Here is a 21,040-nt window from a genome sequence, read left to right on the forward strand (position 1 = left end):
CCTGCACCGGCCGTGGCGCGTGACCCCCGTCCCAGCGATCGATATGCCGAGGACGCCCGCGGCGCGCTGCCCCACAATGGGAGGCATGCCGATATCCGGGACACCCAGCCGCGCCCAGCTCCTCGACCATCTGGTGAGGACCCGTATCGCGGGGGACGTCGCCACGCCTCGCGAGAACAACCTCTCCCACTACCGCCAGCTGGCCAACGGTGTCCGCAACTTCTGGCTCGGCCTGGAGCTGGGCGACCGCTGGACGGACGAGCAGGACGTGCTCGCGGTGATGGCCGAGCGCGTGGGGGTCAACGACGACCCCGGGTACCGGCACGGGCAGGACACCATCGACCCCGAGCTGACCGTGGACGCGCTGGAGCGGATGGCGGCGCGGCTGCGCAAGGCGGCCGAGGGGCGGCAGCGGGTGCTGTTCGCGACCGGCCACCCGGGCGGCCTGCTGGACGTGCACCGGGCCACGGCCGCCGCGCTGCGCTCCGCCGGCTGCGAGATCGTGGTCATCCCGGACGGACTGCAGACGGACGAGGGCTATGTCATGCAGTTCGCGGACGTGGCGGTGCTGGAGCACGGGGCGACGCTGTGGCACACCCACTCCGGGGAGCCGATGCGGGCCATTCTGACGGGACTTGAGCGCGAGGGGCGCCAGCTGCCGGACCTGGTGGTCGCCGACCACGGCTGGGCCGGATACGCCGGGCAGCACGGCGTGGACTCGCTCGGGTACGCCGACTGCAACGACCCGGCGCTGTTCCTCGCCGAGTCCGAGGGCACCGTGCAGGTCGTCGTACCGCTGGACGACCATGTGGTCAGCCCCCGCTACTACGACCCCATGACCGCCTATCTGCTGGCGGAGTCCGGGCTGCTGTGAACCGCGCCCGGGTCAGCGCGGAACGCGGACCACGCCCTCCTGGATGACGGTGATGGCGAGTTGCCCGTCCCGTGTGTAGATCCGGGCCTGGCCGAGGCCGCGGCCACCGTGCGCGGACGGCGACTCCTGGTCGTACAGCAGCCATTCGTCGGCGCGGAAGGGCCGGTGGAACCACATGGCGTGGTCCAGGGAGGCGCCCACGACGTCTCCCACGGCCCAGCCGCCGCGGCCGTGCGCGAGCAGCACGGAGTCGAGAAGGGTCATGTCGGAGACATAGGTGGCGAGGACGACATGGAGCAACGGGTCGTCGTCCAGCTTGCCGTTGGTGCGGAACCACACCTGGCTGTGCGGCTCGCGCGGCTCGCCGAACCGCCCGTACGGCGGCTCGTCCACATATCGGAGGTCGATCGCCTCGCGGGCCTCGAGGAACTTCTCCACGACCTCCGGGGCGAGGTGGTCGTAACCACGCAGCCGCTCCTGCGAGGTGGGCAGGGTCGCCGGGTCGGGCGAGGCGGGCATGGGCGTCTGGTGCTCCAGGCCCTCCTCGACCGTCTGGAAGGACGCCGAGAGATGGAAGATCGGCTTGCCGTGCTGGACGGCGACCACGCGGCGGGTGGTGAAGGAACGGCCGTCGCGGATGCGGTCCACGGTGTAGACGATCGGTGCGCCGGGGTCGCCGGGGCGCAGGAAGTACGCGTGCAGGGAGTGGGCCGGCCGGTCCGCGGGGACCGTCCGCCCGGCGGCGACCAGCGCCTGCGCCGCCACCTGCCCGCCGAAGACGCGGGGTACGACGGCGGAGCGGGACTGGCCGCGGAAGATGTTCTCCTCGATCTGCTCCAGGTCGAGCAGATCGAGGAGATCCTGGAGTGCCTGGCTCATGGCGTCAGTTGTACCGGCCGTTGATCTCGTCCGGTCACGTGGCCTTACAGGCCCATGTCCTTGGCGATGATCGTCTTCATGATCTCGCTGGTGCCGCCGTAGATGCGGTTGACGCGGTTGTCCGCGTACAGGCGGGCGATCGGGTACTCGTTCATGTAGCCGTAGCCGCCGTGCAGCTGGAGGCAGCGGTCGATGACGCGGTGGGCGACCTCGGTGCAGAAGAGCTTGGCGGAGGCGGCCTCGGCGGGGGTCAGCTCGCCGGCGTCCAGGGCCTCGGTCGCGCGGTCGGCGACGGCCTCGGCGGCGTCGACCTCGGCCTGGCAGGCGGCCAGCTCGAACTTGGTGTTCTGGAAGTGGGCGACCGGCTTGCCGAAGACGGTGCGCTCCTGCACGTACTGCTTGGCGAACCGGACGGCGGCCTTGGCCTGCGCGTAGGCGCCGAAGGCGATGCCCCAGCGCTCGGAGGCGAGGTTGTGGCCGAGGTAGTAGAAGCCCTTGTTCTCCTCGCCGAGGAGGTCCTCGACCGGGACCTTGACGTCGACGAAGGCCAGCTCGGCGGTGTCGGAGGTCTTCAGGCCGAGCTTGTCGAGCTTGCGGCCGACGGAGTAGCCCTCGGACTTGGTGTCCACGGCGAACAGCGAGATGCCGTGGCGGCGGTCCTCGGCGGTCGGCGCGGAGGTGCGGGCGCACACGATCACGCGGTCGGCGTGGACGCCGCCGGTGATGAAGGTCTTGGCGCCGTTGAGGACGTAGTGCGTGCCGTCCTCGGAGAGCTTGGCGGTGGACTTCATGCCCGCGAGGTCGGAACCGGTGCCCGGCTCCGTCATCGCGATGGCCCACATCTCCTCGCCGGTGACGAACTTCGGCAGGTACCGCTTCTTCTGCTCGTCCGTGGCCAGCATCTTGATGTACGGCAGGGCGAGCAGCACATGCACGCCGGAGCCGCCGAACTGGACGCCCGCGCGCGCGGTCTCCTCGTAGAGGACGGCCTCGAACTTGTGGCTGTCCAGGCCCGCGCCGCCGAACTCCTCGGGGACGTTGATGCCGAAGATGCCCAGCTCGCCGAGCTTGTGGTAGAAGTCGCGCGGCGCTTGGCCCGCGGCGAACCACTCGTCGTAGACCGGGACGACCTCGGCCTCGATGAAGGCGCGCAGGGTCTCCCGGAACGCCTCGTGATCCTCGTTGAACACCGTACGGCGCACGGTTACCTCCACGTACCTCGGCATGACATCGGGCATGTCTAAGCGCTTGCTCAGACTCGAAGATACCGGCCAGTACGCGGATGCGTCCAGAGACGCAGGTCACTCGCCCCCCGCCACCCGCTCCCCCGCCGCCCCGAACGCCCCCCGCGCCATCCGGTGCAGCAGGGCCGCCGTGGCCCCCCGGCCGGGGAGGGTGCCCGCGCGGCCCAGGTGGGGTGTGGAGTTCAGCAGGCCGAAGACCGAGTGGACCGCCGAGCGGGCCGCGGGCTCGGTGAGCGCCGGATACACCTCGCGGACCACCTCCACCCACAGCTCGACGTACTGCCGCTGGAGCTGCCGCACCAGTTTGCGGTCACTGTCGCGCAGGCGGTCCAGCTCGCGGTCGTGCAGGGTGATCAGGGGGCGGTCGTCCAGCGCGAAGTCGATGTGGCCCTCGATGAGGGAGTCCAGGACGCAGGAGGCGCCGGCCTGGCCGTCCGCCTCCGCCAGGCGCCGTCTCGCCCCCGTCAGCAGCTGGCCGCTGATGCCGACCAGCAGCTCCGCGAGCATCGCGTCCTTGCCCGGGAAGTGCCGGTAGAGGCCGGGGCCGCTGATGCCGACGGCGGCGCCTATCTCGTCGACGCCGACGCCGTGGAAGCCGCGCTCGGCGAAGAGCCGGGCGGCTTCCTTGAGGATCTGCTCGCGGCGGGTCGGCGCGTCGGTTCTGGAGACCATGCAGGCAATTCTAGACAGCGAGGTTAGCGGTCGTTAACCTGAAGGGAATGGTTAACGCTCATTAACAGGTTCGGACACCGGGTGAGGGGACCGCAGAATGCAGGAGGCACCGGAGCTTCAGAGCGCGGCAGACCCCGCGTCGGAGGCCTGGCGGGCCAATGAACAGGCACATCTCGCGCTGGTCGAGGAGCTGCGGGCCAAGCTGGCCGCGGCGGCCCTCGGCGGTGGCGAGAAGGCTCGCGCGCGGCACACCGCGCGCGGCAAGCTGCTGCCCAGGGACCGGGTGGACACACTGCTCGACCCCGGGTCGCCGTTCCTGGAGCTGGCCCCCCTCGCGGCCGACGGGATGTACGACGGACAGGCACCGGCCGCCGGGGTGATCGCCGGGATCGGCCGGGTCAGCGGCCGCGAGTGCGTGATCGTCGCCAATGACGCCACGGTCAAGGGCGGCACGTACTACCCGATGACCGTGAAGAAGCACCTGCGCGCCCAGGAGGTGGCCCTGGACAACCGGCTGCCGTGCGTCTACCTGGTGGACTCCGGCGGCGCCTTCCTGCCGATGCAGGACGAGGTCTTCCCCGACCGCGACCACTTCGGCCGGATCTTCTACAACCAGGCGCGGATGTCCGGCGCCGGGATCCCGCAGATCGCGGCCGTCCTCGGCTCGTGCACGGCGGGCGGGGCGTATGTGCCGGCGATGAGCGACGAGGCGGTGATCGTCCGCAACCAGGGGACGATCTTCCTCGGCGGCCCGCCCCTGGTGAAGGCGGCGACCGGCGAGGTCGTGACGGCGGAGGAGCTGGGCGGCGGCGAGGTCCACTCCCGGATCTCCGGTGTCACCGACCACCTCGCCGAGGACGACGCGCACGCCCTCAGGATCGTGCGGAACATCGTCGCCACGCTCCCGGCCCGGCAGTCCCTCCCCTGGGAGGTCACGCCCGCCGCAGAGCCCAAGGCCGACCCGTACGGGCTGTACGGCGCGGTCCCGGTCGACTCCCGCACGCCCTACGACGTCCGCGAGATCATCGCGCGCGTGGTCGACGGCTCGCGGTTCGCCGAGTTCAAGAGCGAGTTCGGGCAGACCCTGATCACCGGCTTCGCCCGGATCCACGGCCACCCGGTCGGGATCGTCGCCAACAACGGCATCCTCTTCTCCGAGTCCGCCCAGAAGGGCGCCCACTTCATCGAGCTGTGCGACCAGCGCGGCATCCCGCTGGTGTTCCTGCAGAACATCTCCGGCTTCATGGTCGGCAAGGACTACGAGGCGGGCGGCATCGCCAAGCACGGCGCCAAGATGGTGACGGCCGTCGCCTGCACGCGCGTGCCGAAACTGACGGTGGTGGTCGGCGGGTCGTACGGCGCGGGCAACTACTCGATGTGCGGCCGGGCCTACTCCCCCCGCTTCCTGTGGATGTGGCCCAACGCCAAGATCTCCGTCATGGGCGGCGAGCAGGCCGCGTCCGTCCTCGCGACCGTGAAGCGGGACCAGTCGGAGGCCCGCGGCGAGGACTGGCCGGCCGAGGACGAGGAGTCCTTCAAGGCGCCGATCCGCGCGCAGTACGAGCGCCAGGGCAACGCCTACTACGCCACCGCCCGGCTCTGGGACGACGGCGTCATCGACCCGCTGCAGACCCGTCAGGTGCTCGGACTCGCCCTGACGGCCTGCGCCAACGCGCCGCTGGGAGACCCCCAGTTCGGCGTCTTCCGGATGTGAGGAGGGGAACCGTGTTCGACACAGTGCTGGTCGCCAACCGGGGCGAGATCGCCGTACGCGTCATCCGTACGCTCCGCTCGCTGGGCGTGCGCTCGGTGGCGGTCTTCTCCGACGCCGACGCGGACGCGCGGCACGTCCGGGAGGCCGACACGGCGGTACGGATCGGCCCGGCGCCGGCCGCCGAGAGCTATCTGTCGGTGGAGCGGCTGCTTCAGGCCGCCGCCCGCACCGGCGCCCAGGCCGTCCACCCGGGGTACGGCTTCCTCGCCGAGAACGCGGGCTTCGCGCGCGCCTGCGAGGAGGCGGGGCTGGTCTTCATCGGCCCGCCTGCGGACGCGATCGCCCTCATGGGCGACAAGATCCGCGCCAAGGAGACGGTGAAGGCGGCCGGAGTGCCGGTCGTCCCCGGCGGACGCGACCCCGAACTGGCCGCCGCGGCCCGTGAGCTGGGGGCGCCCGTGCTGCTTAAGCCGTCGGCCGGCGGTGGCGGCAAGGGCATGCGGCTGGTGCGGGACCTGACGGTCCTGGAGGAGGAGATCGCCGCCGCCCGCCGCGAGGCCCGCGCCTCCTTCGGCGACGACACGCTGCTGGTGGAGCGGTGGATCGACCGGCCCCGGCACATCGAGATCCAGGTGCTGGCCGACGGGCACGGGGGCGTCGTCCACCTCGGCGAGCGCGAGTGCTCGCTCCAGCGGCGCCACCAAAAGCTGGTCGAGGAGGCGCCGAGCGTGCTCCTCGACGAGGCCACACGCGCGGCGATGGGCGAGGCGGCCGTGCAGGCGGCCCGCTCCTGCGGCTACCGGGGCGCGGGCACGGTGGAGTTCATCGTGCCGGGCAACGACCCCACCCGGTACTACTTCATGGAGATGAACACCCGTCTCCAGGTGGAGCACCCGGTCACCGAACTGATCACGGGCCTGGACCTGGTGGAGTGGCAGCTGCGGGTGGCGGCCGGGGAGGCGCTGGACTTCGCGCAGCAGGACGTGACCCTCACCGGGCACGCGGTCGAGGCCCGGATCTGCGCCGAGACCGTGTCGGTCAAGGAGGGCGCCCGCGGCTTCCTCCCCTCCGGCGGCACCGTCCTGCTGCTGGACGAGCCGCAGGGCGACGGCGTCCGCACCGACTCCGGGCTCAGCGAGGGCACCGAGGTGGGCAGCCTGTACGACCCGATGCTGTCCAAGGTGATCGCCTACGGCCCCGACCGCGCGACGGCGCTGCGCAGGCTCCGCGCCGCGCTCGCCGAGACGGTCACGCTGGGCGTGCCGACCAACGCCGGCTTCCTGCGCCGGCTGCTGGCCCACCCGGCGGTCGTGGCGGGCGAGCTGGACACCGGGCTGGTGGAGCGGGAGGTGGACGGGCTCGTACCGGACGGCGTACCGGCGGAGGTCTACGCGGCCGCGGCGCTGCTGCGGCACAACGCGCTCGCGCCCGCCCTCGGCTCCGGCTGGACGAACCCGTTCGCCGCCGCCGACGGCTGGCGGCTCGGCGGGGAGCGGGCCTGGACGCCGCATCATCTGCGGGTGCCGGGGCACGAGCCGGTGACGGTCCGGGTGCGCAGCACGCCGGACGGCGGGACGGAACTGCTGCTGCCCGGGGCGGACACACCGCTTCGGGGATCCGCGGGCGCGCCCCCGCGGCCCGGCGCGGAGCACCGGTTCGCCTTCCTGCTGGACGGCGTCTGCCACACCTTCGCCGCCGCGCCGGACGGCTCCTGGCTCGGCCGGGACGGCGATGCCTGGCAGGTGCGCGACCACGACCCGGTGGCCGCCTCCCTCGGCAGGTCCGCGCACGCGGGCGCCGACTCCCTCACCGCGCCCATGCCCGGCACGGTCACCGTGGTCAAGGTCGCCGTCGGCGACGAGGTGGCCGCCGGACAGAGCCTGCTGGTGGTGGAGGCGATGAAGATGGAGCACGTCATCTCCGCCCCGCACGCCGGCACGGTCGCCGAACTGGACGTGGCGGCGGGCACGACGGTCGCCATGGACCAGGTGCTCGCCGTGATCGCACCCAACGAGGTGGAAGGGGTGGTGGCCCCATGACCGGCGAGGGGCTGCCCATGGTCGTACCGGCCGCCGATCTGCCCGCACGGGTGCGGATCCACGAGGTCGGCGCGCGCGACGGGCTGCAGAACGAGAAGACGGCCGTACCGGCCGAGGTCAAGGCGGAGTTCATCCGCCGGCTCGCCGCCGCGGGCCTGACGACGATCGAGGCGACCAGCTTCGTCCACCCCGCCTGGGTGCCCCAACTGGCCGACGCCGAGCAGCTGTTCCCGATGATCAAGGATCTTCCGGGGGTCGAGCTGCCGGTGCTGGTGCCCAACCGGCGCGGCCTGGAGCGGGCGCTGGGGCTCGGCGCGGACCGTGTCGCCGTCTTCGCCAGCGCCACCGAGTCCTTCGCGAAGGCCAACCTCAACCGTTCGCTCGACGAATCGCTCGCCGTGTTCGAGCCGGTGGTGCGGCAGGCGAAGGACGCGGGCGCGCACGTGCGCGGCTATGTGTCGATGTGCTTCGGCGACCCGTGGGAGGGCGCCGTCCCGCTGCACCAGGTGAGCCGTGTGTGCACGGCCCTGAAGGACATGGGCTGCGACGAGCTGAGCCTCGGCGACACCATCGGGGTCGCCACCCCCGGCCATGTGCTCGAACTGCTCGCCCTGCTGAACGAGAAGGGCGTGCCGACGAACATGATCGGCGTCCACTTCCACGACACCTACGGCCAGGCGCTCGCGAACACCTACGCGGCCCTGGAGCACGGCGTGACCACCGTCGACGCATCCGCCGGAGGCCTCGGCGGCTGCCCCTACGCCAAGTCCGCCACCGGCAACCTCGCCACCGAGGACCTCGTCTGGATGCTGCACGGCCTCGGCATCGAGACCGGGGTCGACCTCGACCGCCTGACCGCCACCAGCGTGTGGATGGCCGCCCATCTGGACCGGCCCAGCCCGTCCCGTACCGTCCGCGCTCTCTCGCACAAGGACCAGTGATCAGCATGGACCACCGTCTCAGCCCCGAGTTGGAGGAACTCCGCCGTACGGTGGAGGAGTTCGCGCACGAGGTCGTGGCACCGAAGATCGGCGACTTCTACGAGCGACACGAGTTCCCTTACGAGATCGTCCGCGAGATGGGCCGCATGGGCCTGTTCGGACTGCCGTTCCCGGAGGAGTACGGCGGTATGGGCGGCGACTATCTGGCGCTCGGCATCGCCCTGGAGGAACTGGCACGGGTGGACTCGTCGGTGGCGATCACCCTGGAGGCGGGCGTCTCCCTCGGCGCCATGCCCCTGCACCTCTTCGGCACCGAGGAGCAGAAGCGCACATGGCTGCCCCGGCTGTGCTCGGGCGAGATCCTGGGCGCGTTCGGGCTGACCGAGCCGGACGGCGGCAGCGACGCCGGCGCCACCCGTACGACGGCCCGTCTGGACCCCGACACCGATGAATGGGTCATCAACGGCACGAAGTGCTTCATCACCAACTCCGGCACGGACATCACGGGCCTGGTCACGGTCACCGCCGTGACCGGCCGCAAGCCGGACGGCCGGCCGCGCATCTCGGCGATCATCGTCCCCACGGGCACCCCGGGCTTCACGGTCGCCGCCCCCTACTCGAAGGTCGGCTGGAACGCCTCCGACACCCGCGAGCTGTCGTTCGCCGACGTCCGGGTCCCCGCCGCCAACCTCCTGGGCGAGGAGGGCCGGGGCTACGCCCAGTTCCTGCGGATCCTGGACGAGGGCCGGATCGCCATCGCGGCCCTCGCCACCGGTCTGGCCCAGGGCTGCGTCGACGAGTCGGTGAAGTACGCCAAGGAGCGCCACGCCTTCGGCCGGCCGATCGGCGCCAACCAGGCCATCCAGTTCAAGATCGCCGACATGGAGATGAAGGCCCACACGGCCCGTCTGGCCTGGCGGGACGCGGCATCCCGCCTGGTCTCGGGCGAGCCGTTCAAGAAGGAGGCGGCGCTGGCCAAGCTGTACTCCTCCACCATCGCCGTGGACAACGCCCGCGAGGCCACCCAGATCCACGGCGGGTACGGCTTCATGAACGAGTATCCGGTGGCCCGCATGTGGCGCGACTCCAAGATCCTGGAGATCGGCGAGGGCACGAGCGAGGTCCAGCGGATGCTGATCGCCCGCGAGTTGGGGCTGGTCAGCTAGGGGGTGTCGTTCGGATCATCCCGGCGTCGCGGGCCCCGGCCCCAGTGACCCGAGTCGGGGACACGCGGCCCCGTCGGACGAGTCGGTCCGGCGGGGCCGTCCTTGTCCGTTCGGCGAATCAGGTGGTTCTGCGGGCACGGCAGTGCGTGACGGGCGGGCGGGACGTTGATCCACGTGTCCGTCAACTGCCTGGAGGTATCCGTGAAAGCCGTGACGTATGCGACCGGACTGACGCTGGGACTGGCGGTGACCGCCACGCTGGTCACCACAGCCGCTTCCGCCGCACCCCACTCCGCCCTGGCCAACCGTGTCGTCCTCACCGCCGCCGACAACGGCCACAGCGTGACCCGCTCCGTCGGCGACGACACCGAGATCCGGCTGAAGGCCTCGCACGAGCGGGGCCTGACCTACACATGGAGCATGCCGAGCGCCCGCGACGCCCACGTCCTGGCTCGGACCGTCGGCGGCATCACACCGACCGGCGACGCATACGCGCTCGTGCACGCGGCGACCCCGGGCACCACCACCGTCTCCGCCGTCCGCCACTGCCGTCCCGACCCCGGCTTCATGTGCCCCCGCACCGTCACACCGTGGAAGGCCACCATCGAAGTGCGCTGAGACGCCCCGTGCCACCGTCCGCCCTAGGCTGCCCCGGTCGTCGCCGCCAGGCCGATGGAGAGGGCGGTGGTGATGCGGGCCGTGTGGTGGTAGGCGCGTTCGGCGGCGACCAGGGCGCGGGTCTGGGCGGCCGGGTCGGCGAGGGCCTCGTTCAGCCGGGTGGTGAACCGGCTCCAGCGGGCCCGGTCGCCGCAGCCGTAGTAGGCCGTCCCGTCGGACGCGCCCAGATCGTAGGCGCGGGTGAGGCGGCGGCGCAGGTGGAGCGCGCCGAGGGTGGATCCCTCCAGGACGTACAGCTGGCCGAGCAGCGACGACGGGTCCACGACCGCCGTCCTGCGGATGTCCCGCACGAACGCCGCCGCCTCCGCGGCCGGCCACCGTTCCGGCTCGACGCCGGTCGCGGCGAAGTGGCGCAAATCCAGCTCGATCAGCGGGACTTTGCGCAGGTCCTCGGCCGCCCAGAGCCCGGCGACGGCCGGTTCGGCGGTGCGCGAGAGCTCCGCCTCCAGGGAGCGCAGCACCATCCTGTGGGCGGCCAGCTGGCCCACATAGCGGTCCAGCGGAAGCGTCCCGGCGAGCAGCGCGGTGGCGAAGCCGGTGGTCTCCAGGGTGTCGTGCCAGGCCCGGGTGCCCGTGCGGAGGCAGTCGGCGGCCGTCGCTGTCATGTGCCGCTCCGCTGCCGCAGGGTGCCGTGGAGCCGGTCGATGAGGTGCCCCTTGCGCTCGATCGTGATGTCGAAGTAGGCCGCGCTCGCCTCCGAGCGGCACACACCGTGCACGGCCTCCTTCGCGGCGCTCTTGCGCTCCACCGCCTCGGCGGCGAGGGCGAGCAGGGTCCGGTCGAGTTCCGGATGGCCGAGGACGTACGCGCGCAGCCGTTCGCCGGACGGGTCGCGGTGGGCGCCGGGCGGTGCGTCGCCGAGGAGTTCCAGCAGGACGCGGTTGCTCAGCGCGTCGAAGTCCTCGTGGGTGTCGGCGCCGCCGAGTTGCGGCACGAAGTCGGTGACGTCGTTGAACAGCTGGCTCGCGAGCCCGAGTTGACGCATCGCCTCCTCAAGGGCGGCGCGCTCGTCGGGGACCACGCGGAGGGCGGCCAGCGCCGCGTCGAGCGGCATCCGGAACAGCGTGCCCGTCTTGAGCGCGGCCATCGACTCCCAGAAGGCGATCCGCTCGGCGTACGGGGCGCCGGCCAGTTCGGCGCGGGTGCGGTCCGTGCGGGTCGCGAGGTCGACGGCCTGTCCGGTGAAACCGTTCGCCACCGCCGCGAGCAGGGTTTCCACGACGGCCGGGTCGGCCGCGTGCGCCAGTGCGGCCGCGATCAGCCAGGAGCCGGTGTTGACGGCGAGCGGGACGCCATGGGTGAGGTGCAGGGCGGGTTCGCCGTAGCGGACGGCGCTGTCGTCCTGGACGTCGTCGAGCACGACAGCGGCCTTCAGCAGCACCCGCACGGCGACGGCGGCCCGCCGGACGGCGGCGAAGCCGCCCTCCGGCACGGGGCCGCCGGGCGCGTCGCCGAAGCCCCGGTAGTTGCGGTACGCCCAGTACACCATCGAGGGCCGCAGCGGGGCCCCGCCCCCGGGCGCCCCGGGGCGCGGTCGCAGTGCCTCCTGGCCGACCTTGGAGCCGACCGCGTCGGCGACCGGCAGACGCAGCGCGCGGTCGAGGGCCGCGTCATAGGCCGAGCCGGATCCCGCGGCGCCGGGCGGTCGGACCGTCAGCAGGCCGAGGAACCGGGTCAGATCCTCCTCCAGCAACGCGGCGTCCGCGCGGACGACGTCCTCCACCGCGTTCACATCTCCACCCACCGTCGTGGTCACTCCTGCCCCGCACTCGGTCGTCGTCGGACAACTGCCATCGCGCGGCTCAACATAACCGCGCGTGATCACAACAACCAGGCGAGGAAAGGGAGGTTGAAAGGCGGGGGCGAGGCGAATGGCCGATTCCGCTCCCATGGCGCCGGGCGCGGGATCCGCCCCCACCCTGGACACCAGATGAGGTTAGGCTAACCTACCTTCGAACCTGTCCGACGGGCGCTCCGCCCCGTTCGAAAGCAGTCATACCCATGCCCCATGCCCGTGCCACCCACCTCACTCGCCGCGGTCTCCTGGTCGCGGGCGGCGCCGCCGGACTCGGTGCCGCACTCACCGCTTGCGGGGACGGCAAGGGCAAAGACGGCGGCTCGGGCAACGGGACGAAGGCCGCGAGGTCCGGCCCCTGGTCCTTCGAGGACGACCGCGGTACGGCCGTGAAGCTCGGCGAGGTCCCGGGGAACATCGTCGCCTTCACCGGCGTCGGCGCGGCCCTCCACGACTACGGCGTGCAGGTGAAGGGCGTCTTCGGCCCGACGAAGACCAAGGACGGCAAGCCCGATGTCCAGGCCGGGGACATGGACATCAGCAAGGTGACGGTCCTCGGCAACGCCTGGGGCCAGTTCAACATCGAGAAGTACGCCTCCCTCGCCCCGGACGTGCTGATCACCACGGTGTTCGACGGCGCCGGGACGCTCTGGTACGTCCCCGAGGAGTCGAAGAAGAAGATCGCGCAGCTCGCGCCCAGCGTCGGCATCTCCGTCTACGACCGTCAGCTCACCCAGCCGCTGCAGCGGATGTGGGACCTCGCGCAGTCGCTCGGCGGCGACATGAAGGCCGCCGCGGTCACGGACGCCAAGAAGCGCTTCGAGCAGGCGGCCGCCCGACTGCGTGCCGCCGCCAAGGCCAAGCCCGACATCAGGGTGATGGCCGGCAGCGCGAGCGACCAGCTGTTCTACGTCTCCGGCACCAACCTCTCCGTCGACCTGGAGTACTTCAAGGCCCTCGGCGTGAACTTCGTGGAGCCCCCGGAGAGCGCGAAGAAGCAGGGCGGCGGCTGGTACGAGTCCCTGAGCTGGGAGAACGTCGACAAGTACAAGGCCGACCTCATCATGATGGACGACCGGTCCTCGGCGGTCCAGCCCGCCGACATCACCAAGCCGACCTGGAAGAAGCTGGCCGCGGTGAAGGCCGGGCAGGTCATCTCCCGCTCCCCCGAGCCGATCCTGTCGTACGACAAGTGCGTGCCGCTGCTGACGACTCTGGCGCAGGCCCTGGAGAAGGCCCAGAAGGTCAGCTGACCCCCGGGCGGGCCCGGGCCCGCCCCGAAGCGAAGCCCCCGGAAACCCTGAGACAGCCCGACAGTGCCGAAAAAGTCCTGAATCCCACCCCCCTTCAGGAGCCACACATGACGACGGCCGTAGCCGCCCCGTTCCGATTCTTCTCCTTGCAGGTCGTACGGACGAGGCGGCTGGGGCCGTCTCTGGTCCGGGTCACCTTCGGCGGCGCCGATCTGCAGGCCCTCCACTCCGACGGGCGCGACCAGTCCCTGTCGCTGTTCCTGCCGCATCCGGGTCAGCCCGAGCCCGTCGTCCCGCTGGACCTGGGCGACAACTGGTGGCAGGCATGGCGGGAACTGCCGGACGACATACGGGCGGTGATGCGCTCGTACACGCTCCGCGCCCTGCGCCAGGACGCCCTGGGCCGCACGAGCGAGGTCGACATCGACTTCGCGCTGCACGGCGTCGAGCCGGGTGCGGCCACCGCCGCCGGCCCCGCCTCCCGCTGGGCCTCTCGGGCCGGCGCCGGCGACCGCGTGCTGCTGCTCGGGCCCGCCGTCGCCGACAACCGGGCGATCCGCTTCCGCCCGCCCGAGGACACCGATCTCATCGTGCTGTGGGGCGACGAGACCGCCGTACCGGCCGCGACCGCGATCCTGGAGTCCCTGCCCGCCGGCATCCGCGTGCAGGCCTGGCTGGAGGTGCCGCACGCCGCCGACATCCAGGACGTGCGCACGGTCGCGGACGCGGAGATCACGTGGCTCGTACGGCACGACGGTGCCCCCATGGCCGTCGACGCCGTACGGGCCGCGGACCTGCCGCCCGCAGAGCGGCCGTACGTGTGGATCGCGGGCGAGTCGGGGCAGGTGAAGGCGCTGCGACGGCACTTCGTCGGCGAGCGCGGGGTCGACCGGCGGCGGGTGACCTTCGTCGGGTACTGGCGGCAGGGGATGACCGAGGAGCAACTGCGGGTCGCGGAGTAGTTCCCCCCGCGTGACACCGGTCACGGGTGACGCACGCCTCGACCCATGGAACTTAGGTTAGGCTAACCTAAGTTGAAACCCCCGCACGGACTGTCCCCTCGGAGGACCCCCACATGCGCTCGCACCTGCTCAATGGCCTCACCGCGGAGCACTACCGCAGCTCCGTGACCGAAGGAGTCGAGCGGGTGGCGGCCAAACTCGCCACCACCGACCGTCCGTTCACCGGCGTCACCGTCGACGCCCTCACCCCCCGCGTCGACGCCATCGACCTGGACCGGCCGCTCGGCGACACCGCCGCCGTCCTGGACGAGCTGGAGGACGTCTACCTCAAGGACGCGGTCTACTTCCACCACCCCCGCTACCTCGCCCACCTCAACTGCCCGGTAGTCATCCCGGCGGTGCTCGGCGAGGCCGTGCTCTCCGCGGTCAACTCCTCCCTCGACACCTGGGACCAGTCGGCCGGCGGCACCCTCATCGAGCGCAAGCTCATCGACTGGACGACCGGGCGGATCGGCCTCGGGCCCGCCGCCGACGGCGTGTTCACCTCCGGCGGCACCCAGTCCAACCTCCAGGCGCTGCTGCTGGCGCGGGAGGAGGCGAAGACGGACTCCCCCGCGAAACTGCGGATCTTCGCCTCCGAGGTCAGCCACTTCAGCGTGAAGAAGTCCGCCAAACTGCTCGGGCTGGGACAGGAGGCCGTCGTGACCGTCCCCGTCGACCACGACAAGCGGCTGCAGACCGTCGCCCTCGCCCGCGAGCTGGAGCGCTGCCGGCAGGGCGGACTGGTCCCGATGGCGGTCGTGGCCACCGCCGGCACCACCGACTTCGGCTCCATCGACCCGCTCCCGGAGATCGCCGAGCTGTGCGCGCAGTACGGCGTGTGGATGCACGTCGACGCGGCCTACGGCTGCGGGCTGCTCGCGTCCCTGAAGCACCGGGACCGTCTCACCGGCATCGAACGCGCCGACTCGGTCACGGTCGACTACCACAAGTCCTTCTTCCAGCCGGTGAGTTCGTCCGCCGTCCTGGTGAAGGACGCGGCCACCCTGCGCCACGCCACCTACCACGCGGAGTACCTCAACCCGCGCCGCATGGTGCAGGAACGTATCCCCAACCAGGTCGACAAGTCCCTGCAGACCACCCGCCGCTTCGACGCGCTCAAGCTCTGGATGACCCTGCGCGTGATGGGCGCCGACGGCATCGGCGAACTCTTCGACGAGGTCTGCGACCTGGCGGCCGAGGGCTGGAAGCTGCTCGCCGCCGACCCCCGCTACGACGTCGTCGTCGAACCCACCCTGTCCACCCTCGTCTTCCGCTACATCCCGGCGGCCGTCACCGACCCGGCCGAGATCGACCGCGCCAACCTCTACGCCCGCAAAGCCCTGTTCGCCTCCGGCGACGCCGTGGTCGCGGGCACCAAGGTCGGCGGCCGCCACTACCTGAAGTTCACCCTGCTCAACCCCGAGACGACGCCGGCCGACATCGCCGCCGTCCTCGATCTGATCGCCGGCCATGCCGAGCAGTACCTGGGAGAGTCCCTTGACCGCGCTTCCTGAAGCCAGCCGCACCTATGACTTCGTGGGGATCGGCCTCGGCCCCTTCAACCTCGGCCTCGCCTGCCTCACCGAGCCGATCGCCGCACTGGACGGCGTCTTCCTCGACTCCAAGCCGGACTTCGAGTGGCACGCCGGGATGTTCCTGGACGGCGCCCATCTGCAGACCCCGTTCATGTCGGACCTGGTCACCCTCGCCGACCCGACCTCGCCGTACTCCTTCCTCAACTATCTGAAGGAGAAGGGCAGACTGTACTCGTTCTACATCCGCGAGAACTTCTATCCGCTGCGGGTCGAGTACGACGACTACTGCCGCTGGGCGGCGAGCAGACTCAGCAGCGTCCGCTTCGGCACGACCGTCACCGAGGTGACGTACGAGGACGGGCTGTACCTCGTCCGCACCCGGGCCGGCGAGACCTTCCGCGGCCGGCATCTGGTCCTCGGCACCGGCACGGTCCCCTTCGTCCCGCAGGCCTGCCGGGACCTCGGCGGCGACTTCCTGCACAACTCCCAGTACATGCACCGCAAGGCGGAGCTGCAGGCGAAGAAGTCCATCACGATCGTCGGCAGCGGGCAGAGCGCGGCCGAGATCTACCACGAGCTGCTCTCCGAGATCGACTCCTACGGCTACCAGCTCAACTGGGTCACCCGCTCCCCGCGGTTCTTCCCGCTGGAGTACACCAAGCTGACCCTGGAGATGACGTCCCCGGACTACATCGACTACTTCCGCGCACTGCCCGAGGAGACCCGCTACCGGCTGGAGAAGCAGCAGAAGGGCCTGTTCAAGGGCATCAACTCGGACCTGATCGACTCGATCTTCGACCTGCTCTACCAGAAGCACGTCACCAGCGGCGACCGCCCGGTCCCCACCCGTCTGCTCACCAACTCCAGCCTGACGAGCGCCCGTTACGACGAGAACGGCGGCTACACCCTCGGCTTCCGCCAGGACGAGCAGGGCAAGGACTTCGAGATCGGCACCGAGGGCCTGCTGCTGGCCACCGGCTACCACTACGAGCCCCCGGCCTTCCTCGACCCGGTCCGCGACCGCCTGCTCTTCGACGGCCACGGCCGCTTCGACGTCGCCCGCAACTACGCCGTCGACGTCACCGGCCGCGGCGTCTTCCTGCAGAACGCCGGCGTCCACACCCACAGCATCACCAGCCCCGACCTCGGCATGGGCGCGTACCGCAACGCGTACATCATCCGTGAGCTGCTCGGCACCGAGTACTACCCGGTCGAGAAGAGCATCGCCTTCCAGGAGTTCGCCGTATGACCTTCACCTTCCGCCCGCTCGACGCCCTCGAGGACGCCGAGCTGCTGCACGGCTGGGTCACGCACCCCAAGGCGGCCTTCTGGATGATGCAGGACGCCACGCTGGTGGACGTCGAGCGCGCCTACATGGAGATCGCGGCCGACGAGCACCATCACGCACTGCTCGGGCTGAAGGACGGGGAACCGTCCTTCCTGATGGAGTACTACGACCCCCGCCACCGCGAACTGGTCGGGCTCTACGAGCCGCTGCCCGGCGACGTCGGCATGCACTTCCTGACCCCGGCCACCGACACCCCGGTCCACGGATTCACCAAGGTCGTCATCACCGCCGTGCTGGCCCGCCTCTTCGAGGACCCCGGGGCGCGCCGTGTCGTCGTCGAGCCGGACGTGGCCAACACCGCCGTGCAGCGGCTGAACGAGGCCGTCGGGTTCGTGGCCGAGCGCGCGATCCAGAAGCCGGAGAAGAAGGCGCTGCTGAGCTTCTGCACACGGGAGCGGTTCCTGGCGGCGACGGGGGTGGCCGTATGAGCCTCGCCGACTCCGTGGCCCATCTGTCGCCCGAGCGCTGGGCGAGCGCCAACCGGCTGCTCATACGCAAGGCGCTCGCCGAGTTCGCCCACGAGCGCCTGATCACTCCCGAGCGGGAGGGCGAGAGCTACGTCGTCCGCGGCGACGACGGGCTCACCTCGTACCGGTTCTCCGCGATCCGGCGCGCCCTCGACCACTGGCAGATCGACGCCGACTCGCTCACCCGGCACCGCGAGGGCGAGGAACTCCCGCTCGCCGCCCTGGACTTCTTCATCGAGCTGAAGACCTCCCTGGGCCTGAGCGAGGAGATCCTGCCGGTCTATCTGGAGGAGATCTCCTCCACCCTCTCCGGCACCTGCTACAAGCTCGCCAAGCCCCGCGTCACCTCCGCGGAGCTGGCGAGCAGCGGCTTCCAGGAGATCGAGACCGGGATGACCGAGGGGCACCCCTGTTTCGTCGCGAACAACGGACGGCTCGGGTTCGGCGTCCACGAGTACCTGTCGTACGCCCCGGAGACCGCGAGCCCGGTCCGGCTGGTGTGGCTGGCCGCGCACCGCTCCCGGGCCGCGTTCACGGCGGGCGTCGGCATCGAGTACGAGGACTTCATCCGGCAGGAGCTGGGCGCGGACACCGTCGAGCGCTTCCACGCGAACCTGACCGCCCAGGGCCTGGACCCCGCCGACCACCTGCTCATCCCGGTGCACCCCTGGCAGTGGTGGAACAAGCTCTCCGTCACCTTCGCGGCCGAGGTGGCCCGCCGGCACCTGGTCTGCCTCGGCGAGGGCGACGACGAGTATCTGGCCCAGCAGTCCATCCGGACCTTCTTCAACGCCTCGCATCCCGAGAAGCACTATGTGAAGACGGCCCTGTCCGTGCTCAACATGGGCTTCATGCGCGGGCTGTCCGCCGCCTACATGGAGGCCACGCCCGCCATCAACGACTGGCTGGCCCAGCTGATCGAGAACGACCCCGTGCTGAAGTCGACGGGCCTGACGATCATCCGGGAGCGGGCGGCCGTCGGCTACCGGCACCTGGAGTACGAGCAGGCCACCGACCGCTACTCCGCGTACCGCAAGATGCTGGCCGCGCTCTGGCGGGAGAGCCCGGTGCCCTCGCTGCGGGACGGCGAGTCCCTCGCGACGATGGCCTCCCTGCTGCACGTCGACCACGCCGGCGCCTCCTTCGCGGGCGCGCTGATCGAGCGGTCCGGACTCACCCCGACGCAGTGGCTCCGCCGCTACCTGCGGGCGTACTACACCCCGCTCCTGCACAGCTTCTACGCCTACGACCTGGTGTTCATGCCGCACGGCGAGAACGTGATCCTGGTGCTGAAGGACGGGGCCGTGCAGCGGGCCGTCTACAAGGACATCGCCGAGGAGATCGCGGTGATGGACCCGGACGCCGTGCTGCCGCCGCAGGTGCGCCGGATCCGGGTGGAGGTCCCGGAGGACACGAAGCTGCTGTCGATCTTCACGGACGTCTTCGACTGCTTCTTCCGCTTCCTCGCCGCGAACCTCGCGACCGAGGGCGTCCTGACGGAGGACGACTTCTGGCGGACGGTCGCCGAGGTCACCCGCGAGTACCAGGAGGCCAACCCTCAACTGGCCGACAGGTTCGCACAGTACGACCTGTTCGCCCCCGAGTTCGCCCTGTCCTGCCTCAACCGGCTCCAACTGCGCGACAACAGGCAGATGGTGGACCTGGCGGACCCGTCGGGCGCGCTCCAACTGGTCGGAACCCTCAAAAACCCCATCGCGGGGTTCTGACCCGGACCGACGGGCTCCCCCGAGTACGGTCCTCGGCGGAGCCCGTCGGTCCGTTCACCCTACTTCGCAGGCCACGGCACCTGCGGCGACCTGTAGTAGTCGATCCCGAGCGCCTCCCAGCGCGGTGCCTGGGCGGCCAGACGGACCTTGTACGTGTCCCAGTCGTGCGTGGCCGCCGGCGACCAGCCCAGCTCGGCGGCGCCGGGAAGCCGCGGGAACGCCATGTAGTCGATGTCGGCGTTCGTCTTCAGGGTCTCGGACCACAGGGGCGCCTCCACGCCCCGGACGGCAGAGGCGGGGGCGCCGGGCAGATAGGCGCCCGGATTCCAGTCGTAGGACCGCCTGACCTCGACCAGGCCCGCCCAGTCCAGGCCCAGCTTGGTGTCCTTGGTGTACTTCATGTCGAGGTAGACGCGGTCGGCCGGGGACAGGATCAGGCCGGTGCCGTTCTGGGCGGCCCCTGCGACCTGGGCCTTCTCGGCCGCGCTGGTGCTGTCCAGGCCCCAGTACTGGGCGAGGGCTCCCTTGGCGGGGTGGGCGCCGGTCAGCTGGTGCCAGCCGACGACCGTCTTGCCGTACTTGGCGACGATCGGCTGCACCCGGTCCATGAACGTCACGTAGTCGGTGTGACTGGTGGAGTGCGCCTCGTCCCCGCCGATGTGCAGATAGCGGCCGGGTGTGAGCGCGGCCAGCTCCCGCACCACGTCGTTCACGAAGTCGTAGGTGACCTCCTTGTTCACGCACAGCGAGCTGAAGCCGACCTCCGTGCCGGTGTACAGCGGGGGTGCCTGGCCGTTGCAGTTGAGCTGGGCGTAGGAGGCGAGGGCCGCGTTGGAGTGGCCGGGCATGTCCAGCTCGGGGACGACCTCCAGATAGCGGGAGGCGGCGTAGGAGACGATCTCGCGGTACTCGGCCTTGGTGTAGTAGCCGCCCTTGCCGCCGCCGACCTCGGTGGATCCGCCGTAGGCGGCGAGGCGCGGCCAGGAGTCGACGGCGATGCGCCAGCCCTGGTCGTCGCTGAGGTGCAGATGCAGCTCGTTGATCTTGTACAGGGCCAGCTGGTCGATGTACCGCTCGACCTGCGCGACGGTGAAGAAGTGCCGGGAGACGTCCAGCATGGCGCCCCGGTAGGAGTAGCGGGGGCGGTCCTCGACGGTGCCGCCCGCGATCTGCCAGGGTCCGCTCTGCACGGCCTTCTTCTCCACGGCCGCCGGGAGGAGCTGACGCAGCGTCTGGACGCCGTGGAAGAGGCCGGCGGGGGCGCCCGCGGTGATGGTGACACCGCCCGCGTCGCTGTGCAGTCGGTAGCCCTCGGCCCCGAAGTCGCCCTTGGCCAGGTGGAGTCGGATGCCTCCGGTGCCGTGGTCGGTCAGCGGCAGGGAGAAGCCGGTGGAGGGCCGCAGGATGCCGGCGAGGTAGCTGCCGACGCGGCGGACCTCGGCAACGGCGTCGACGCGGACGCGGGTCGCACGGGTGATGCGGTACGGGCTCCCGCCGGGCTCGACGGAGGCGGGCGCCGGGACCACCCGGTCCAGCGGGGTGGGGGCGGCCGCCTGCGCGGTGGGGGCCGCGCCGAGCGTGAAGGCCCCGGCCGCCGCCAGAAGAAGCAACGAACCGAGGATGCGGGGGGTTCGGGGAGTCGTGCTGTGGTTCCGTCTCACATGCGCTCCCTTCAGATGGGGTGACCGTCGGACATGGTCGAGA

At 71.0% G+C, this 21,040-nt stretch carries 18 protein-coding genes; 12 read left to right on the forward strand and 6 right to left on the reverse strand.

Annotation, left to right across the window (positions count from 1 at the left end; translation table 11 throughout):
- The first annotated feature begins 85 nt into the window (after positions 1-85).
- Positions 86-874, forward strand: coding sequence for a phosphatase (locus AQI95_RS30775; RefSeq protein WP_067131208.1), 789 nt, complete (start codon positions 86-88; stop codon positions 872-874).
- Positions 875-886: 12 nt separating this feature from the next.
- Here the strand turns inward: AQI95_RS30775 and tesB are convergent, their stop codons facing one another.
- The 3 genes from tesB to AQI95_RS30790 form a co-directional block, all read right to left on the reverse strand.
- Positions 887-1,753, reverse strand: a complete 867-nt coding sequence (tesB, locus tag AQI95_RS30780) for an acyl-CoA thioesterase II (protein WP_067131211.1) — start codon at positions 1,751-1,753, stop codon at positions 887-889.
- Positions 1,754-1,797: 44 nt separating this feature from the next.
- On the reverse strand, positions 1,798-2,955 hold the full coding sequence (locus tag AQI95_RS30785; protein ID WP_067131214.1) for an acyl-CoA dehydrogenase family protein: 1,158 nt from the start codon (positions 2,953-2,955) through the stop codon (positions 1,798-1,800).
- A 99-nt stretch (positions 2,956-3,054) separates the two neighbouring features.
- On the reverse strand, positions 3,055-3,669 hold the full coding sequence (locus tag AQI95_RS30790; RefSeq protein WP_067131218.1) for an SACE_7040 family transcriptional regulator: 615 nt from the start codon (positions 3,667-3,669) through the stop codon (positions 3,055-3,057).
- 97 nt (positions 3,670-3,766) lie between these two features.
- Here AQI95_RS30790 and AQI95_RS30795 point away from each other — a divergent pair, with 97 nt between their 5' ends.
- The 5 genes from AQI95_RS30795 to AQI95_RS30815 all read left to right on the forward strand — a co-directional run bounded on the left by AQI95_RS30795 (position 3,767) and on the right by AQI95_RS30815 (position 10,147).
- Complete coding sequence (locus AQI95_RS30795; protein ID WP_067131220.1) at positions 3,767-5,383, forward strand: carboxyl transferase domain-containing protein; 1,617 nt, start codon at positions 3,767-3,769, stop codon at positions 5,381-5,383.
- Positions 5,384-5,394: 11 nt separating this feature from the next.
- Positions 5,395-7,422: an acetyl/propionyl/methylcrotonyl-CoA carboxylase subunit alpha gene (locus tag AQI95_RS30800; protein ID WP_067131223.1), complete on the forward strand. Its 2,028-nt coding sequence runs from the start codon at positions 5,395-5,397 to the stop codon at positions 7,420-7,422.
- Positions 7,419-8,363 (forward strand): hydroxymethylglutaryl-CoA lyase, encoded by a 945-nt coding sequence (locus AQI95_RS30805; RefSeq protein ID WP_067131225.1) that lies wholly within the window; start codon positions 7,419-7,421, stop codon positions 8,361-8,363. The genes AQI95_RS30800 and AQI95_RS30805 overlap by 4 nt, the downstream gene beginning before the upstream one ends.
- 5 nt (positions 8,364-8,368) lie before the next feature.
- Positions 8,369-9,529, forward strand: coding sequence for an acyl-CoA dehydrogenase family protein (locus tag AQI95_RS30810; protein WP_067131837.1), 1,161 nt, complete (start codon positions 8,369-8,371; stop codon positions 9,527-9,529).
- Between the two features lie 201 nt (positions 9,530-9,730).
- Complete coding sequence (locus tag AQI95_RS30815) at positions 9,731-10,147, forward strand: hypothetical protein (RefSeq protein ID WP_159056609.1); 417 nt, start codon at positions 9,731-9,733, stop codon at positions 10,145-10,147.
- 23 nt (positions 10,148-10,170) lie between these two features.
- Here the strand turns inward: AQI95_RS30815 and AQI95_RS30820 are convergent, their stop codons facing one another.
- Together AQI95_RS30820 and AQI95_RS30825 are read right to left on the reverse strand one after the other, a co-directional pair.
- Positions 10,171-10,812: a biliverdin-producing heme oxygenase gene (locus AQI95_RS30820; RefSeq protein ID WP_067131230.1), complete on the reverse strand. Its 642-nt coding sequence runs from the start codon at positions 10,810-10,812 to the stop codon at positions 10,171-10,173.
- A complete protein-coding gene (locus AQI95_RS30825) occupies positions 10,809-11,951 on the reverse strand; it encodes a polyprenyl synthetase family protein (protein ID WP_244188901.1) in 1,143 nt (380 codons plus the stop codon). Before AQI95_RS30825 ends, AQI95_RS30820 begins: the two co-directional genes overlap by 4 nt.
- Before the next feature lie 257 nt (positions 11,952-12,208).
- Here AQI95_RS30825 and AQI95_RS30830 point away from each other — a divergent pair, with 257 nt between their 5' ends.
- The 6 genes from AQI95_RS30830 to AQI95_RS30855 all read left to right on the forward strand — a co-directional run bounded on the left by AQI95_RS30830 (position 12,209) and on the right by AQI95_RS30855 (position 19,336).
- On the forward strand, positions 12,209-13,255 hold the full coding sequence (locus tag AQI95_RS30830; RefSeq protein WP_067131236.1) for an ABC transporter substrate-binding protein: 1,047 nt from the start codon (positions 12,209-12,211) through the stop codon (positions 13,253-13,255).
- 107 nt (positions 13,256-13,362) lie between these two features.
- The gene (locus AQI95_RS30835) at positions 13,363-14,217 is read left to right on the forward strand and encodes a siderophore-interacting protein (RefSeq protein WP_067131239.1); all 855 of its coding nucleotides are present in this window, start codon (positions 13,363-13,365) and stop codon (positions 14,215-14,217) included.
- Between the two features lie 113 nt (positions 14,218-14,330).
- Positions 14,331-15,773, forward strand: coding sequence for a lysine decarboxylase DesA (gene desA, locus AQI95_RS30840; RefSeq protein WP_067131241.1), 1,443 nt, complete (start codon positions 14,331-14,333; stop codon positions 15,771-15,773).
- Entirely contained in the window at positions 15,757-17,043 is a 1,287-nt protein-coding gene (locus tag AQI95_RS30845; protein WP_067131244.1) for a lysine N(6)-hydroxylase/L-ornithine N(5)-oxygenase family protein, read from the forward strand. Before desA ends, AQI95_RS30845 begins: the two co-directional genes overlap by 17 nt.
- A complete protein-coding gene (locus AQI95_RS30850; protein WP_067131247.1) occupies positions 17,040-17,570 on the forward strand; it encodes a GNAT family N-acetyltransferase in 531 nt (176 codons plus the stop codon). The genes AQI95_RS30845 and AQI95_RS30850 overlap by 4 nt, the downstream gene beginning before the upstream one ends.
- Positions 17,567-19,336, forward strand: coding sequence for an IucA/IucC family protein (locus AQI95_RS30855; RefSeq protein WP_067131250.1), 1,770 nt, complete (start codon positions 17,567-17,569; stop codon positions 19,334-19,336). Before AQI95_RS30850 ends, AQI95_RS30855 begins: the two co-directional genes overlap by 4 nt.
- A 59-nt stretch (positions 19,337-19,395) precedes the next feature.
- Here AQI95_RS30855 and AQI95_RS30860 read toward each other — a convergent pair whose 3' ends face one another.
- A complete protein-coding gene (locus AQI95_RS30860; RefSeq protein WP_067131253.1) occupies positions 19,396-20,997 on the reverse strand; it encodes a beta-N-acetylhexosaminidase in 1,602 nt (533 codons plus the stop codon).
- Between the last annotated feature and the right edge of the window lie 43 nt (positions 20,998-21,040).

Origin of the sequence: Streptomyces yokosukanensis (assembly GCF_001514035.1) — a bacterium.
Lineage (GTDB): Bacteria > Actinomycetota > Actinomycetes > Streptomycetales > Streptomycetaceae > Streptomyces > Streptomyces yokosukanensis.